Origin of the sequence: Pseudomonas sp. 51_B, from assembly GCF_017491595.1 — a bacterium.
Taxonomy (GTDB): Bacteria; Pseudomonadota; Gammaproteobacteria; order Pseudomonadales; family Pseudomonadaceae; genus Aquipseudomonas; species Aquipseudomonas promysalinigenes.
On record NZ_JAFGYW010000009.1, the window covers coordinates 42190 to 57823 of the forward strand.

The following is a 15634-nucleotide window of genomic DNA, read 5'->3' on the forward strand; positions in this document are numbered from 1 at the left end:
GACTATAGGGATCATGTACACAAATCAGGTATCACAATCTGGCCGCAGAGGCTCTAGACCAAAGCAAGTGTGGCAATGCGCGATGACACGCCCTAGACTCGCTAGGCGGTCTTTTCCAATCCACCAGCTGGAAGCAAACCATGAACAACAATAATAGCCTGCTACGCCACATCCCGTGGCTGGCGCTGGCAGTCATAGGAGCCTGCGCGCTGGGTGTGGTTGCCCTGCGCCGCGGCGAGGCGATCAATGCCTTGTGGATCGTGGTCGCTGCTGTGGCCATCTACCTGGTCGCCTACCGGTACTACAGCCTGTTCATCGCCACCAAGGTGATGCAACTGGACCCTCGTCGAGCGACCCCTGCGGTACTCAACAACGATGGTCTTGACTACGTTCCAACCAACAAGCACATCCTTTTCGGTCACCACTTCGCTGCCATCGCTGGCGCCGGTCCACTGGTCGGCCCGGTACTCGCTGCGCAGATGGGCTATCTGCCCGGTACGCTGTGGCTGATCGCTGGTGTGGTACTGGCCGGTGCGGTGCAGGACTTCATGGTCTTGTTCCTCTCTACCCGCCGCAATGGCCGCTCGCTGGGCGACATGGTGCGCGAGGAAATGGGCCGTATCCCAGGGACCATTGCGCTGTTCGGCTGCTTCCTGATCATGATCATCATCCTGGCGGTGCTGGCGCTGATCGTGGTCAAGGCCCTGGCCGAGAGCCCATGGGGCATGTTCACGGTGATGGCGACCATCCCGATCGCGATGTTCATGGGCGTCTACATGCGCTATATCCGCCCAGGCCGCATTGGCGAAATCTCGATAGTCGGGGTAGTGCTGCTGTTGGCTTCCATCTGGCTGGGTGGGCAGATCGCCGCCGACCCAGTATGGGGCCCGGCGTTCACCTTCACCGGCGTGCAGATCACCTGGATGCTGGTGGGCTACGGCTTCGTCGCTGCCGTGCTGCCGGTTTGGCTGGTGCTGGCACCGCGTGACTATCTGTCGACCTTCCTCAAGATCGGCACCATCATCGCTTTGGCCATCGGCATTCTGGTCACCATGCCCGAGCTGAAGATGCCGGCTCTGACCCAGTTCACCGACGGCACTGGCCCGGTATGGAAGGGCACGCTGTTCCCGTTCCTGTTCATCACCATCGCGTGTGGCGCGGTATCGGGCTTCCATGCCCTGATCTCCTCGGGCACCACGCCCAAGCTGCTGGATAACGAAGCCAACGCCCGCTACATCGGTTACGGCGGCATGCTGATGGAGTCTTTCGTCGCCATCATGGCCATGGTTGCCGCTTCGGTGATCGAGCCGGGTGTGTACTTCGCCATGAACAGCCCAGCCGCCGTGGTGGGCGCCGACGTCGCTTCGGTGGCGCAAACGGTCAGCAGTTGGGGCTTCATGATCACCCCTGACCAGCTGGAAGCCGTGGCCCGTGATATTGGCGAGCACACCATCCTGGCCCGTGCCGGTGGTGCGCCGACGCTGGCTGTCGGTATCGCGCAGATCTTGCATCAGGTGTTGCCGGGTGAGAACACCATGGCCTTCTGGTACCACTTCGCGATTCTCTTCGAAGCGCTGTTCATCCTCACTGCGGTGGACGCAGGGACCCGTGCCGGGCGCTTCATGCTGCAGGACCTGCTGGGCAGCTTCGTGCCGGCCCTCAAGCGCACCGAATCGTGGGCTGCCAACCTGATCGGCACCGCCGGTTGCGTGGCGTTGTGGGGTTACCTGTTGTACCAGGGCGTGATCGACCCACTGGGCGGTATCAATACCCTGTGGCCGCTGTTCGGTATCTCCAACCAGATGCTGGCCGGTATTGCCCTGATGCTCGGCACCGTCGTGCTGATCAAGATGAAGCGCGAGCGCTACATCTGGGTGACCCTGCTACCGGCAGCCTGGCTGCTGATCTGCACCACCGCCGCGGGCCTGATCAAGCTGTTCGATCCGAACCCGGCTGTGGGCTTCCTGGCCCTGGCCAAGAAGTACAGCACTGCACTGGATGCCGGCCAAGTCTTGGCTCCGGCCAAGGACATCAACCAGATGCAGCATGTGATCTTCAACGCCTACACCAACGCCGGGCTGACCATTCTGTTCCTGGTAGTGGTATTCAGCGTGCTGTTCTTCGCCATCAAAGTCGGCTACGCCGCCCTTGGTCGCAAAGAGCGCACCGACAAAGAAACCCCGTTCCAGGCTCTGCCTGACGCGTAAGAGGGCTGCAGCGATGTTCAACGACCTGGGCCGACTGGGTAAATACCTGGGGCAGGCAGCCCGCCTGATGGTCGGCATGCCCGACTACGACAATTACGTCGAGCATATGCAGGCCAAACACCCGGACAAGCCGGTAATGAGCTACGAGGCGTTCTTCCGCGAGCGCCAGGAAGCCCGTTACGGTGGCAAGTCCGGGCCCAAGTGCTGTTGAACCTGCAACCTGCGTGAACCTGTGGGAGGTCGGGCAACCGGCCTCCCACAATCATTTTCAGCTTCAGGAGATTTTCGCGTGCACACGCCCATTCCCGTCACAGTGCTCACCGGTTTTCTCGGTGCTGGCAAGACCACCCTGCTCAAGCACATGCTAAAGGCCGAGCACGGGCTGAAACTGGCCGTGATCGAAAACGAGTTCAGCGAGGCTGGCATCGATAGCCAGCTGCTAGGCGACGAACCGGTGCAGGTCATGACCCTGGCCAATGGCTGCGTGTGCTGCAGCATCCATGGCGACCTCACCCGCGCCTTGTACCTGCTACTCGAACGCCTGGACACCGGCGAGATCGCCTTCGACCGGCTGGTGATCGAATGCACAGGCCTGGCTGACCCGGCGCCGGTTGCCCAGACCTTTTTCGTCGATGAAGAACTGCGTGAACGTTACCTGCTGGACGGCATCATCACCCTGGTCGATGCTGCCCATGCCGATGTGCACCTGACCCAGAGCATTGCCCAGGCCCAGGTTGGTTTTGCCGACCGTTTGCTGCTGAGCAAGACCGACCTGGTCGAGCCGGCAGCGGTGCAGGCGCTGCAGGAGCGCCTGGCGCGGATCAATGGTCGGGCAGCCATTGAGCTGGTCGAACATGGCCGTATCGACTTGGCCAAACTGCTGGATGTGCGCGGTTTCAACCTCAACCCAGACCTGGGCGCCAACCTCAAGCCGAGCCTGCGACCCGTGCTCAAACCCGCCACGCCTGACCGCATCAGTACCCTGGTACTGCGCACTGAAACGGCGCTGGACATCGACCGCCTCAGTGATTTCATGAACCAGCTGTTGGAGGAGCACGGCAAGCAGTTGCTGCGCTACAAGGGCGTGCTGAACATTGCTGGCGAGGACCGCCGACTGGTGTTCCAGGGTGTGCTCAAACTCTATGGCTTCGACTGGGATGCCGAGTGGGGAGCCTGCGAAACCCGCGAGAGCGTGATGGTGTTCATCGCCGATGAGTTGCCCGAAGCTAAGATTCGGGCTGGCTTCCAGGCGTTGGTTGCCGACTGAGCTGGCGCAATTGAGGTGCCTCGAACCACTGCGGCCAGGAGCTGCGGTGGCGGGTCTGCACCTCGACGCACGGGATCAGTCGCTCAGCCAGTACGCCAGTCTGCCCCACGGCCTTGGCGGTGCGGTATTTCACGCTGTGGATGCATTCACGGTCGCCAAACTCGCAGCGGTTCAGTGACGTCCCCCCGCAAGGCCCATTGGCCAGGCCTTTGGGGCAGGTTTCCGGGCAGATGTACAGCGTATCTTCCAGGCGGCAGCGGCCACAGGTGTCGCAGCCTACCAGCGGGCGTTTGGCTGCCCGCTCCAGGCGATGCAGCACCCTGGCTCCTCCCTGGGTCGCCCAGACAGGCTGACGCACCGCCCAGCCGAACGCCTTGCTCAGCCAACTGCTGCGGCTGAACAGCAGCGAATGGGTGCTGTGCAGCAGGTGATAGCGAAAGGTTTCTTTTGCAGAAGCACGCGCAGTCGATTCGCCCGGGCGCCAGTTCCCCGCAGGTGGATGAAAGGTCACGCTGGGCAGGCCCGGCATCTGCCAACTGTCCTCCCAGGCAGGCGCCCACTGGGCCATCGAGTGGATGTGGCCCTGCCAGTAGTGCAAGCGCTCCTCCAGTAGCAACAGCTGCTCGAGGTCATGAACGCCGGACAGGTGCACGCCCGCGTATCCCATCAGCTTCACACCGATGATCTGCAGCGCCAGGCGGTCGACACTGCGGGCCATGGCAAAGGCCTTGGACACTTGGCTTTCGGCTTCGAGCAGGCTGCGCATCGACGGCGATACGGTAACGCCGGCCACGTGTTCGAGCATCGCTGCACGGCCAGCAGTCAGGCTCATCAAACAGGCCAGCATCGGTTTAGGCGAACCCTGACGCTGCATCCAGTGCATGGCTTGCTGGTGCTTACTGGCATCGAAGCCCAGTTGCAAGGTGAGAAAATCGGCGCCGGCAGCGAGCTTTTTCTCGGCCTTCAGATACTGCGCCCCGCCTTCCTCCTCGTGGTACTTGAAAGGGTTCAGTGCGGCTCCGAGCAACCAGTGTGGGCAGGCCTGGCGCGCGATCAGCAGGGCCGCTACCGACTCCAGGTAGCGCACAGGGCGTTCCCCAGGCTGATGACCCGGCAGGCGGTCGCCGCTAAGCAGCAGCAACTGATCGAGGCCGGCTGCCTGCATACGCTGCAATTGCGCCAGAAGATGATGGGCCTCGCGGTCCTTGCCCGAAAAGTGGGGCAGGGCAGGCACTGGGGTATCGAACGTGTCGAGGGCGTCGAGAGGGGACATGTCCAGCGGGCTGCCTACGCGGTCACCGATGGCGACGGTCATGGGCCAGCCGCACAGCTGCTTGCGCGCCATGATCGCCGCCATCGCCGCGAAGCGCTGGGCTGAGGCCTTGGGCACGAATTCCATGACGCAGACGAACTGTTTATCGCGCAGCGCGGCTTTGAGCGGGCTCATGTTTGGCGGGTACCTGATGTCTTCAGCGTGGCATTGTGCGGCAGATGCTGGCCTGGGGTCATGTCTGAAGGCGCACGCGGTTGCTCTGAACAAGACATGGAGCAGCGGCATCATGAGAAATTCTTGAGTTCATCTCAAATTTAATGAGTTTGTCTCAGCCGAACACGGGCCGGACAATGCTGCCCATTCATTCTGGGATTATCGAGGGGCGCGACATGGCACTGGCACACATTCTGGGGTTCCCCCACATCAGCGGCGACCATGCGCTGCGTGCCCGCCAATGGCAAGTGCAGAAAGATGCCGGCATCGACCTGTTGCCGGTCGGCGACGTTGCCTGGTATGCCCAACAGCCAGCGTGCTTGCTCAGCGTCGATGAGCAGCGTCTGGCGCAGAAGTGGGAGCAATTGTTCGAAGAAGTCAAAGCGGCGAAAGCCTTGGGCCATGCAGTCAAGCCGGTGGTGATCGGCCCATTGAGCTATCTCTGGCTGGCTAGCCAAAGCGCCAGCGAGCTGGATGAGGTGCAGTTATTCGAGCGCCTGTTGCCGCAGTATGACCGGGCCCTCAACCGCCTGGCTGCTCTGGGCGCCGATTGGGTACAGATCGATGAGCCGATCCTGGCCAGGGAATTGCCCCAGGAATGGAAAAACGCTTACGAGCGGGTTTACAACATCCTCCAGCGTGCGCCGCTGAAGAAGTTGATCGCCATCAGCACCGGTGGCCTCGAGGGCAACCTGGGCGTGGCCGTCAGCCTTCCGGTCGATGGCCTGCATGTCGATCTGGTTCAGGCCCCGGAGCAGTATGCGGCCGTACTCGATCGCCTGCCGGGCTACAAGGTGCTGTCGCTCGGCCTGATCGACGGTAACAGTGCCTCACCTGGCGATCTGGAAACGACATTGGACTTGCTGCGCGATGCCCACGAGCGCCTTGGCGATCGCCTGTGGGTGGCAACATCCTGCGCGTTGCTGCACGGCCCGGTACACCTGGCCGTGCAGAAGTGTCAGGAAGTCGCGCAACTGGCCAGGGCGGTCAACGACGCGCAAGCCAGCGAGCTGCGGGTCAGCGCCTGATCACCGTTCGATGGCCAGGGCGACCCCCTGGCCGCCTCCGATGCACAGGGTGGCCAGGCCTTTTTTGGCGTCGCGTTTGATCATTTCATGCAGCAAGGTGACCAGCACCCGGCAACCGGAAGCGCCAATCGGATGCCCCAGGGCGATTGCACCGCCATTGACGTTGACCTTGCTGGCATCCCACTGCAGTGCCTTACCCACCGCCAGGGCTTGAGCGGCGAACGCTTCGTTGGCTTCGATCAAGTCCAGGTCAGCCAATTGCCAGCCCGCTTTGTCCAGGCAGCGTTGGGTTGCAGACACAGGGCCGATGCCCATGATCGCTGGGTCCACCCCTGCACTGGCATAGCCGGCAATCTTTGCCAGTGCCGGCAGCCCGAGGGCCTGGGCTCTGCTGGCGCTCATCAGCAATACGGCGGCGGCGCCATCGTTCAGGCTTGAGGCATTGCCAGCGGTAACGCTGCCATCTTTCTTGAACGCTGGGCGTAGCTTGGCCAGCGATTGGGCAGTGGTGCCGGGGCGAGGCTGTTCATCGCGGTCGAAGACCAAGGGCTCGCCTTTTTTCTGCGGCATCACAATTGGCGTGATCTCGTCCTTGAAGCGCCCGGCATCGATGGCCTCTACGGCCTTGCGCTGCGAGTCGGCGGCGAACGCGTCCTGCTGCTCCCGGCTCAGTTCATAGTTGTCCGCCAGGTTTTCCGCAGTGATGCCCATGTGATAGTCGTTGAAGGCATCCCACAGGCCATCGCTGATCATGCTGTCGATCAGTTGGCCATGGCCCATGCGTTGGCCGGTGCGCGCCGAAGGCATCACGTACGGGGCCAGGCTCATGTTCTCCTGGCCTCCGGCGATCACCACCTCGGCGTCGCCGCAGCGTATTGCCTGGGCCGCCAGGTGCAGAGCCTTCAGGCCAGAGCCACAGACTTTGTTCAGGGTCAGGGCCGGTACGCTGTAAGGCAGGCCAGCCTTGATCGCGGCCTGGCGCGCAGGGTTCTGCCCAGCGCCCGCGGTCAGCACCTGGCCGAGAATGACTTCGTCGACCTGAGCCGGGTCCAGCCCGGTCTGCGCCAGCAGCTGCTTGATCACTGCCGCACCCAGATCGACCGCGGGCACTGTGGCCAGGGCGCCCTGGAAGCTGCCGATGGCGGTACGGGTAGCGGCGACGATGACCACGTCGTTCATGTTGTTGTTCTCCGGGCAATGGGCGTAGTGCTGCCAGCATCGGCGGGATGGGCTGATTTGTTAAGTTTGTTTTTCTTTGTGATTGATGTGAAAAGCCAATGAATGAGCGCTTAGGCCGTGGCGGCCACTGGGCAGCGTGCTGGTCGAGGCCAGCGCAGCCCATGGGGTTGCGCGCCTGGGGCGGTCGACCTCACGACCGATTGACCGCTGCAGGCATGCCCCAGGCGACTATGCCGGGCACTGGTGCGTCACGCAGTGGATACCGCCGCCACCGGCAGCAATGGCATCGATGTCCAGCTGTACGATTTCGCGCCCTGGGTACAGCACTGCCAAGAGCGCCCTGGCTTTCTCATCGGCCTGTGCATCGCCGAACTGCGGTGCGATGACTGCGCCATTGATCACGAAGTAGTTGATGTACCCCGCCGCGAAATCATCGTTGCCCCGGTTGAATTTGTTGCGCCGCCCGTGCATTGGGGGTGATACGACGTGTATTTGCAAACGCCTGCCTTGGGCATCGGTGGCTTGCTTGAGAATCTCCAAATGCTTGTGGGTCACTTCGTAGTCATAGGAGTCCGGATCATTGTCCAGGTTGGCGATGACCACCCCCGGACGAACGAAGCGCGCATAGAAATCCACGTGCCCATCCGTGATGTCCTTGCCTGCGATACCCGGCAGCCAGATGACTTTATCCAACCCCAGACGCGCTTTGAGCTCAGCCTCGACCTCGGCCTTGCTCCATTGCCGGTTGCGGTTGGCATTGACCCAGCTGCTCTGCGTCATGATGCCAGTGCCATGGCCGTCCACCTCGATGGCACCGCCTTCGCCGACCAGTTCGCTGCGCTGGTAACGCGCGTTGGCCAGGCTGGCAACGCGCCTGGCCAGTAGCGCGTCGTTGCGATGGCGTTGTTTGTTGCCCCAACCGTTGAAGTTGAAGTCTACGGCTGCCAGAGCGCCCTCATCGTCGAGCACGAAATTGGCGCTGATGTCGCGCATCCATATATCGTCCAGGTCGCACTCGACAAACGTTGTGTTGCCGCTGGCGCAGTGCTGTTCGGCAAGCTCGCGTTCGTCGGGGCGACAAAAGACGGTGACCGGTTGATAGCGCGCAATGGCCTGGGCGATTCGGCCGAGGGCTACCTGTACATCGGCGGTGAAGTCTTCCCAGATTGCCTGCTGCGCACCGAATGCGATGAACGCGCGTTGCTGGGGCTCGCCCTCGTCCGGCATGAACCAGCGCCCAGGCTCCTCGGCACGGGCAAGGCCCAACGGCAGCCCCAGCCCGGCACCCAGGCCTGCGGCTAGCGACAGTTGCAGAAAGGTTCGACGGTTTGGCATGGCTCAGTCCTGTGCGGTCTTGAAGCGAGTCCACACGCGCATGCGTGCTCGCATGTCGGCTTGTGGAATATCGCGGCCCGGGATCAGCCGGGCATAGGTGGCGGGGGCCAGGTAGATATCGGGGTTGTCGCGCATCCGTGCGTCCACCGCTGGGCGGGCTTTGGCACTGGCGGTCGGGTAGCCTGTGAAGTTGCTGATGGCAGCCATGTTTGCCGGGCGCATCACGAAGTTGATGAAACGATAGGCGTATTCCGGGTGCTTGGCATCGACGGGGATGGCCATGGTGTCCATCCACACCGTTGTGCCCTGGCGGGGCACTCGGTACTGGAAATCCAGCTGCTTGCCGGCCGCTTCGGCCGTGCGTTGGGCTTGGATCACGTCGCCGCTGTAGCCCAGTGATAGGCACAGGTTTTCGTTCACCAGCTCGGTCACCGGTTGCGACTGGAATTTGCGGATGTAGGGGCGTACCGCCTTGAGCAACTCGCTGGCGGCGGCCAGGTCTTCGCGCTTGGCGCTGCGCGGCTCACGCCCCAGATAGTTGAGCACCACGGCCAGTACTTCGTCAGGAGAGTCGATGATCGAGATGCCGCAATCGGCGAACTTGGCGGCCAGTTCCGGTTTGAACAACAGATCAAGGTTGTCCAAAAGCGCACCGGGCATGCGCTGGCGAATTTTCTCGGCATTGCCGGTCAGGCCGATGGTGCCCCAGGTGTAGGGGACGGTGGCTTTGCTGGCGTTGGGGTATTGCGCGTGCAGCGCGCGCAGCCCTGGCTCGATATCCCCGAGTGCCTCCAGGCGGCTCTGGTCGAGCGGTTGCAGGCTGCCGGCACGCATCAGCCGTTCGGCCACGGTGTCACCAGGGAACACCAGGTCGTAGCCACTGCGCCCGGACATCAACTTGGCCTCCAATACCTCGCTGCCGTCCATCACGTCGTAGATCACCTGGATACCGGTTTCTGCGGTGAACCGCTTGAGTGTGTCTTCAGCGAAGTAGTCGGCCCAGTTGTACAGGCGCAGCGTAGGTTGGTCGGCATGGGCCTGGCTTGTGCAGATGGCCAGGCCCAGTGCGGCGAAAAGATGGCGTACCATGTTCAGGCCCTCGGGTTGAGTGAGTGCTGACCATCCAGCGTCAGTAGGGGCGCATACATCTGCGGCCGGCGGTCGCGGTAGATACCCCAGCTCAGGCGGTCCTCGCGCATGCCCGCCAAGTCCAGATCGTGCAGCCAGATGCCGCTGCTGGCGCGGTCGGCCTCGGTGAGCATGGCGCCCTTGTGGTCGCAGATGAACGATGAGCCGTAGAACACCATGCTCAGTGATTCATCGCTGCCAGCCACTTCCCTGCCGACGCGGTTGGCCGCCACCACGGGCACCAGGTTAGCGGCGGCATGGCCGCGCATCGCCACCTGCCAGTGGTCGCGCGAGTCCAGCTCCATGCAGCCGGGCTCCGAACCGATGGCGGTCGGGAACAACAGCACTTCAGCGCCCATCAGTGCCAGGCAGCGGGCCGTTTCCGGAAACCACTGGTCCCAGCAGATGCCGATGCCCAGCCGGCCGAAGGCGGTGTCCCAGACTTTGAAACCGGTATCGCCAGGGCTGAAGTATTCCTTCTCTTGGTAGCCGATGGCGTTGGGGATATGGGTCTTGCGGTAGACGCCCAGCAGCCGGCCATCGGCATCGGCCACCGTCAATGAATTGAAGAAAGCGTTGCCGGCCCGCTCATACCAACTCAACGGCAGCACCACGCCGAGTTCGCCGGCCAGGGCTGCGAAGCGTTGCAAGATCGGGCTGCTGGGGTAGGGTTGGGCCAGTGCCTGGTGTTTGTGGTCCTGCTCGATGCAGAAGTAGGGTGTGGCGAACAGCTCTTGCAGCAGGATCACCTGTGCGCCTTGGGCGGCGGCCTGGCGCACCAGTTGCTCGGCGCGCTCGAGGTTGCCTGGCAGGTCCCAACTGCAGGGCATCTGGGTGGTGGCCACGCGCAGCAGGCTCATGGCTGCACCTGGGGTTGCTGCTGGGTGATGCAATGGATGCCGCCGCCGCCGTGCGCAATGGCATCGATGCGCACCGGTACGATTTCACGGCCCGGGAATGCCTGGGCGAGCTGCTCGGCGGCGTTCTGGTCAGCGGCAATGCCGTAAGCCGGCATGATGATCGCGCCGTTGGCGATGTAGAAGTTGGTATAGGACGCGCAGAACACCTCAGCATGCTGATCCACCGCAGCGCTGGCTTCGTATAGGTCCAGCAGTTCGAAATGCCGGCCATGGGCGTCGGTCGCCAGTTCCAGGGCGCGGCGGTTTTCCCGGACCACTTCGGCGTAGACCGAGCCGTGCTCATGGGTGGCATCGACCAGCAAAACACCAGGGCGGGCAAATGCGCAGACACCGTCGACATGGCCGTCGGTCATGTCGCCTGTGACGTATTCTGGGTCTCCCGGCAGCCAGATGGTTTTGCTGATGCCCAGGTAGCGGGCAAAGCAAGCTTCGAAGGTCGCCTTGTCGATACCTGGATTGCGGTTTGGGTTGAGCAGCACCGACTCTGTGGTGATCAGCGTACCCTGGCCATCCACATGAATGGCGCCCCCTTCGTTGCACAATGCGGTACTGAAGCCGTCCACACCCAGATGGTCGAGGATGCGGCGCCCAAGGCTGCGGTCTAGATCGTACTGCGATTTACCGCCCCAGGCGTTGAAGCGCCAGCTCAGGCCGGCCAGGCCGTACTGCGGGTGGCAGATGAAGGTCGGGCCGCTGTCCCGGCACCAACTGTCGTCAACGGCCAGTTCGATCAGTTCGATATTGGCACCGCACAGCGCACGGGCACTGGCCATGGCCGACGGGTCGACCACCATCCTGACGGGCTCGAAGCGTGCGATCGCGGCTGCTACTCGGGCAAAGTCGCGCTGTACGTCGGGCAGGCTGACTCGCCAGCCGCTCTCCCATTGGGCCTGGTTGCTAGGCCAGACCATCCAGGTTGCTGCGTGGCGGGCCCATTCGGCAGGCATACGCCAGCCGCTGTCGGCAGACAGGTGCATAGTGAACTCCGATTCTATTAAGGTTTTTTATCAACGAAGCCCGCCGTCGCGGGTGTTGATGGCCATGCTAGGGCTATGAAAGCGGGGTGACAAACGATAGATTTAGTAGAAAACTGATTAGCAGAGCTTATCGATCATGCTCAAGTACTGGCCCCCACTCAATGCCCTCAGGGGTTTCGAAGCCGCCGCACGGCTGGGCAGCTTTCATAAAGCCGCACAAGCCCTGAACCTCACCCAATCAGCCATCAGCCAGCAAATCCGCAGCCTGGAAACCTACCTGGAACAGCCCCTGTTTCATCGCAGTGGCCGCGCGGTGAGTCTGACCGATGCCGGCCAAGATCTGCTGAGCACCACCCAGTCTATGCTCCAGCACCTGGCAGTGGGCATCCGCCGCCTGGAGCAGTACCGCAAACCCAACCAGCTGGTGGTCAATACCAGCCCCGCTTTCGCTCGGCACTGGCTGCTGCCACGTTTGGCCGATTTCCATCAGCGCTGCCCGCAGGTGGACCTATGGCTGTTCACCAGCTTCGAGGTCCCCGATATGGCCAGCGAAACCATCGACCTGGCCATCCGTGACGACCTCAGCGCCCAAGCTGAGTGCAGCTTCACCGTGTTGCATCAGGACGCCCTCTACCCAGCCTGCCACCCAACATTGCTGCAAAGCCCTGCGCAAATGCGCACTACTTTGCACGGAGAGCGCGAAATGGACTGGAGCCATTGGCAACTGGAAGGCGGTGAGGATGTAGGGCAGCAGGCCAAGGGGCTGAATTTTTCAGACCCAGGGCTGTTGCTGGATGCGGCCAGCGAAGGCCTGGGGGTTGCCTTGGTGAGCCAGTTGCTGGCCCAACGCGTGGTGCAGGAGGGGCGCCTGCAGGCGCTGTCCGAGCAGCGGGTACGTGGGCCAGCCTGGGCTTGCCTGGTCCATCGTGACAGCCAGGACGATCCACTGGCCCGACAGTTCCTGGGGTGGTTGCGTGATCGATTGGAGACGTGACCGGCGTTTGAATCGCCTCAAACACCCCGTAATATGTGTCGGATAACCTGCGGGGGTAGTCTCACCCTCGATCAAACGGAATCGCCCCCGCTGGCGCTTCCTCCGGCATTAACCTGACGAGGTACAGACATTGGCCATCATTCATCCTAAGGTTCGCGGTTTCATCTGCACCACGACTCACCCGAAGGGCTGCGAGCTCAACGTCCGTGACCAGATCGAAGCCACCCGCAAGCTGGGCGTGCGCGAGGATGGCCCGAAGAAGGTCCTGGTCATCGGTGCTTCCAGCGGCTACGGTCTGGCGGCCCGCATTACCGCAGCCTTCGGCTTCAAGGCCGACACCCTGGGCGTGTTCTTCGAAAAGCCCGGTACCGAAACCAAGGCCGGTACTGCCGGCTGGTATAACGCTGCTGCCTTCGACAAGTTCGCCAAGGCCGAGGGCCTGTACAGCAAGTCGATCAACGGCGACGCCTTCTCCGACGAAGCCCGCGCCAAGGTCATCGAGCTGATCAAGAACGAAATGGGCGGCAAGGTCGACCTGGTCATCTATTCGCTGGCCTCGCCTGTGCGCAAGCTACCGACGACCGGCGAAGTGGTGCGCTCGGCGTTGAAGCCAATCGGCCAACCGTACAAGTCGACTGCGATCGACACCAACAAGGATACGATCATCGAGGCCAGCATCGAGCCGGCCACTGAGCAGGAAATTGCCGATACCGTCACCGTGATGGGTGGCCAGGACTGGCAGCTGTGGATCGACGCTCTGGCGGGCGCGGACGTACTGGCCGAAGGCGTGCGCACCGTAGCCTTCAGCTACATCGGCACCGAAATCACCTGGCCAATCTACTGGCACGGTGCCCTGGGCCGGGCCAAACAGGACTTGGACGAAACCGCACTGCGTCTGGACCAGAAGCTGGCCGCTGAAGTGAAAGGCGGCGCCAATGTGGCGGTGCTCAAATCGGTGGTCACCCAGGCCAGCTCGGCCATTCCGGTGATGCCGCTGTACCTGTCGATGGTGTTCAAGATCATGCAGGAAAAGGGTGTTCACGAAGGCACCCAGGACCAACTGGACCGCATGTTCCGTGACCGCCTGTATCGTGCTGACGGCGCACCGGCCGAGGTCGATGAAAAGGCCCGCCTGCGCCTGGACGACTGGGAGCTGCGTGACGACGTGCAGGACGCCTGCAAGGCGATGTGGCCGCAAGTGACCACCGAAAACCTGTTCGAGCTGACCGACTACGCCGGTTACAAGAAACAGTTCCTGAACCTGTTCGGCTTCGAGCGCGCTGACGTCAACTACGACGAAGATGTGGCTACCGATGTGAAGTTCGACTGCATCGAGCTGTAAGCTGCGAGGCTTCATTGGGCTAGCACAGGCGAGTGTTTGCCAGTCCAGCCCAAGGGGTTCGCTTCACCGCCGTTCGCGGGTTTAGCCGCGAACGGCCGTGCCCCGGCCCGGGTAGACCAGCATGAGGCCTCTGCTGGCTGGCATTAACCAGTAGGGGCCTTCATTTTTTGCTAGTTTTGGCGCATCACAACAGGATGCGCGACATGAGCAGCCTCACCCAACCTGCTACCGCATTTCGCCAGGCCGCAGCCGACGGCTACAGTCTCGGCGGCTTCTGCTGGCGACACGCCCAGCCCGACAGCCAGCGACCTCTGGTGATCATCAATGCGGCCACTTCGGTTCGCTGCCGCTATTACTCGCGCTTCGCCAGCTACCTGTTCGCTCACGGCTGCGATGTACTGACCTACGACTACCGCGGCATCGGCGAGTCTCGCCCGCACGCATTGCGCGGCTTCCAGGCTTCGTGGAGCGATTGGGGGCGGCTGGACTTCGAAGCCATGTTGGCCCACGCTGCCACGCAGTTTCCTGGCCAGCCAGTGAGTGTGGTGGGCCATAGCTTCGGAGGTTGCGCCGTGGGCCTGGCCCCGTCGGCAGGGCAGGTGCGGCGGGTGGTGATGGTAGGGGCGCAGTTTGCCTATTGGCGCGACTATGCACCTGAGCAACGCTGGCGGCTGCTCGGCAAATGGCATGTAGCGATGCCGTTACTCACCCGTCTGTTCGGTTACTTTCCTGGCAAGCGCCTGGGCTGGATGGAGGATACCCCCACTGGGGTGGTCAAGGACTGGACGGCCCGCACCGAGCGCTATGAGCATCGGCCCAGCGGCCGCTACCTGCCAGAAATGCCATTTGCTCAAGTACGCGCAGCGACATTGGCGATCAGCCTGACCGATGACCCGTTCGGCACCGTAGCGGCTACAGAGCGGCTGCTGAGTTACCTGCAGGGCGCCGAGCGTTGGCACCTGCGCATAGCCCCTGTGGATATCTCGGTCGAGCAGATCGGCCACTTCGCGTTTTTCCACGACAGGTTTCGCGCCAACTTGTGGCCGATTGCCCTGCAATGGGTCAAGTGCGGCAGTTTGCCTGCCAATGGGCCAGGGCAGTTGATCCGCTGATCACCCCGGCCTGGCCCGATGCCATCAAACGTTGCGCTTGAGCGGCTGAGCGGCGAACTTCACGCCCGCCAGCCCGTGTTTGATCAACGCCCGGATATTGCCATGGTCGCTGCCTTCAGGGGTGGCCAGCACATCGCGATAATGTTCGCCGAAGGCCAGCAGTGCCTGCTCGTCGCTCAGCCCTTCCAGCAGAGCCAGGCCCAAGGTCTTGCACGACCCTTCGTTCTGCCCTGCGGCATTTTCCACGTCACCGTTGTTGAATGCCTGGGGCTGGTAGCTGTAGTTGCTGGCGATGAACGCCAGGGTATCTGCGAAAAGGTGTTGGCCGCTGGCCAGGCTGCTGCGCAGGGTGTTCAGATCAGTCACGAGGTTTTTCCTTGTTCGAACGCCGCTTGCTGCTCGGCGCTGGCTTCTTTCTGGTATTGGGCTTTCCACTCGGCGTAGGGCATGCCGTACACCGCTTCGCGGGCGTCATCCAGGGTGATGTCGACCTGGCGCTCGTCGGCGGCGGCCTTGTACCACTTGGATAGGCAGTTGCGGCAGAAGCCAGAGAGGTTCATCAGGTCGATATTCTGCACATCAGTGCGTTTTTGCAGGTGTTCGACCAGGCGCCGGAATGCGGCGGCTTCGAGTTCGAGTTGCTGTTGTTCAGTCATGTC

The 15634-nt window shown here is 62.3% G+C and carries 15 protein-coding genes; 7 read left to right on the forward strand and 8 right to left on the reverse strand.

Features of this window, described 5'->3' with window-relative positions; all coding sequences use genetic code 11:
- Positions 1–140: 140 nt before the first annotated feature.
- The 3 genes from J5M56_RS12510 to yjiA all read left to right on the forward strand — a co-directional run bounded on the left by J5M56_RS12510 (position 141) and on the right by yjiA (position 3474).
- Positions 141–2207 (forward strand): carbon starvation CstA family protein, encoded by a 2067-nt coding sequence (locus J5M56_RS12510; protein ID WP_186477413.1) that lies wholly within the window; start codon positions 141–143, stop codon positions 2205–2207.
- Positions 2208–2220: 13 nt separating this feature from the next.
- A complete protein-coding gene (locus J5M56_RS12515; protein WP_027918412.1) occupies positions 2221–2418 on the forward strand; it encodes a YbdD/YjiX family protein in 198 nt (65 codons plus the stop codon).
- Between the two features lie 78 nt (positions 2419–2496).
- On the forward strand, positions 2497–3474 hold the full coding sequence (gene yjiA, locus J5M56_RS12520) for a GTPase (RefSeq protein ID WP_186477414.1): 978 nt from the start codon (positions 2497–2499) through the stop codon (positions 3472–3474).
- Here yjiA and J5M56_RS12525 read toward each other — a convergent pair.
- The gene (locus tag J5M56_RS12525; protein WP_207937029.1) at positions 3434–4921 is read right to left on the reverse strand and encodes a methylenetetrahydrofolate reductase C-terminal domain-containing protein; all 1488 of its coding nucleotides are present in this window, start codon (positions 4919–4921) and stop codon (positions 3434–3436) included. The genes yjiA and J5M56_RS12525 overlap by 41 nt on opposite strands.
- A gap of 215 nt (positions 4922–5136) precedes the next feature.
- Between J5M56_RS12525 and J5M56_RS12530 the strand changes: the two genes are divergently transcribed.
- Complete coding sequence (locus tag J5M56_RS12530; protein ID WP_207937031.1) at positions 5137–5988, forward strand: 5-methyltetrahydropteroyltriglutamate--homocysteine methyltransferase; 852 nt, start codon at positions 5137–5139, stop codon at positions 5986–5988.
- Here the strand turns inward: J5M56_RS12530 and J5M56_RS12535 are convergent, their stop codons facing one another.
- The 5 genes from J5M56_RS12535 to J5M56_RS12555 form a co-directional block, all read right to left on the reverse strand.
- Positions 5989–7167 (reverse strand): acetyl-CoA C-acetyltransferase, encoded by a 1179-nt coding sequence (locus tag J5M56_RS12535; RefSeq protein WP_207937033.1) that lies wholly within the window; start codon positions 7165–7167, stop codon positions 5989–5991. It lies immediately after the preceding gene.
- A 228-nt stretch (positions 7168–7395) separates the two neighbouring features.
- Positions 7396–8502, reverse strand: coding sequence for an agmatine deiminase family protein (locus tag J5M56_RS12540; RefSeq protein ID WP_207937034.1), 1107 nt, complete (start codon positions 8500–8502; stop codon positions 7396–7398).
- Positions 8503–8505: 3 nt separating this feature from the next.
- Positions 8506–9591, reverse strand: coding sequence for an extracellular solute-binding protein (locus J5M56_RS12545; RefSeq protein ID WP_186477419.1), 1086 nt, complete (start codon positions 9589–9591; stop codon positions 8506–8508).
- Positions 9592–9593: 2 nt separating this feature from the next.
- Positions 9594–10490 (reverse strand): N-carbamoylputrescine amidase, encoded by an 897-nt coding sequence (aguB, locus tag J5M56_RS12550; protein ID WP_207937035.1) that lies wholly within the window; start codon positions 10488–10490, stop codon positions 9594–9596.
- Positions 10487–11527: an agmatine deiminase family protein gene (locus tag J5M56_RS12555; protein ID WP_207937036.1), complete on the reverse strand. Its 1041-nt coding sequence runs from the start codon at positions 11525–11527 to the stop codon at positions 10487–10489. The genes aguB and J5M56_RS12555 overlap by 4 nt, the downstream gene beginning before the upstream one ends.
- 136 nt (positions 11528–11663) lie before the next feature.
- Between J5M56_RS12555 and J5M56_RS12560 the strand changes: the two genes are divergently transcribed.
- From J5M56_RS12560 to J5M56_RS12570, 3 genes are all read left to right on the forward strand, one after another.
- Positions 11664–12521 (forward strand): LysR substrate-binding domain-containing protein, encoded by an 858-nt coding sequence (locus tag J5M56_RS12560; RefSeq protein WP_207937037.1) that lies wholly within the window; start codon positions 11664–11666, stop codon positions 12519–12521.
- 130 nt (positions 12522–12651) lie between these two features.
- Positions 12652–13863, forward strand: coding sequence for an enoyl-ACP reductase FabV (gene fabV / locus J5M56_RS12565; protein WP_060478523.1), 1212 nt, complete (start codon positions 12652–12654; stop codon positions 13861–13863).
- Positions 13864–14066: 203 nt separating this feature from the next.
- Positions 14067–14975: an alpha/beta fold hydrolase gene (locus tag J5M56_RS12570; RefSeq protein ID WP_186477423.1), complete on the forward strand. Its 909-nt coding sequence runs from the start codon at positions 14067–14069 to the stop codon at positions 14973–14975.
- A gap of 24 nt (positions 14976–14999) precedes the next feature.
- On the opposite strand, the gene J5M56_RS12575 is transcribed toward J5M56_RS12570, so the two are convergent.
- Positions 15000–15341: a HopJ type III effector protein gene (locus J5M56_RS12575; protein ID WP_207937038.1), complete on the reverse strand. Its 342-nt coding sequence runs from the start codon at positions 15339–15341 to the stop codon at positions 15000–15002.
- A complete protein-coding gene (locus tag J5M56_RS12580; protein ID WP_060478526.1) occupies positions 15338–15631 on the reverse strand; it encodes a DUF1244 domain-containing protein in 294 nt (97 codons plus the stop codon). The genes J5M56_RS12575 and J5M56_RS12580 overlap by 4 nt, the downstream gene beginning before the upstream one ends.
- Between the last annotated feature and the right edge of the window lie 3 nt (positions 15632–15634).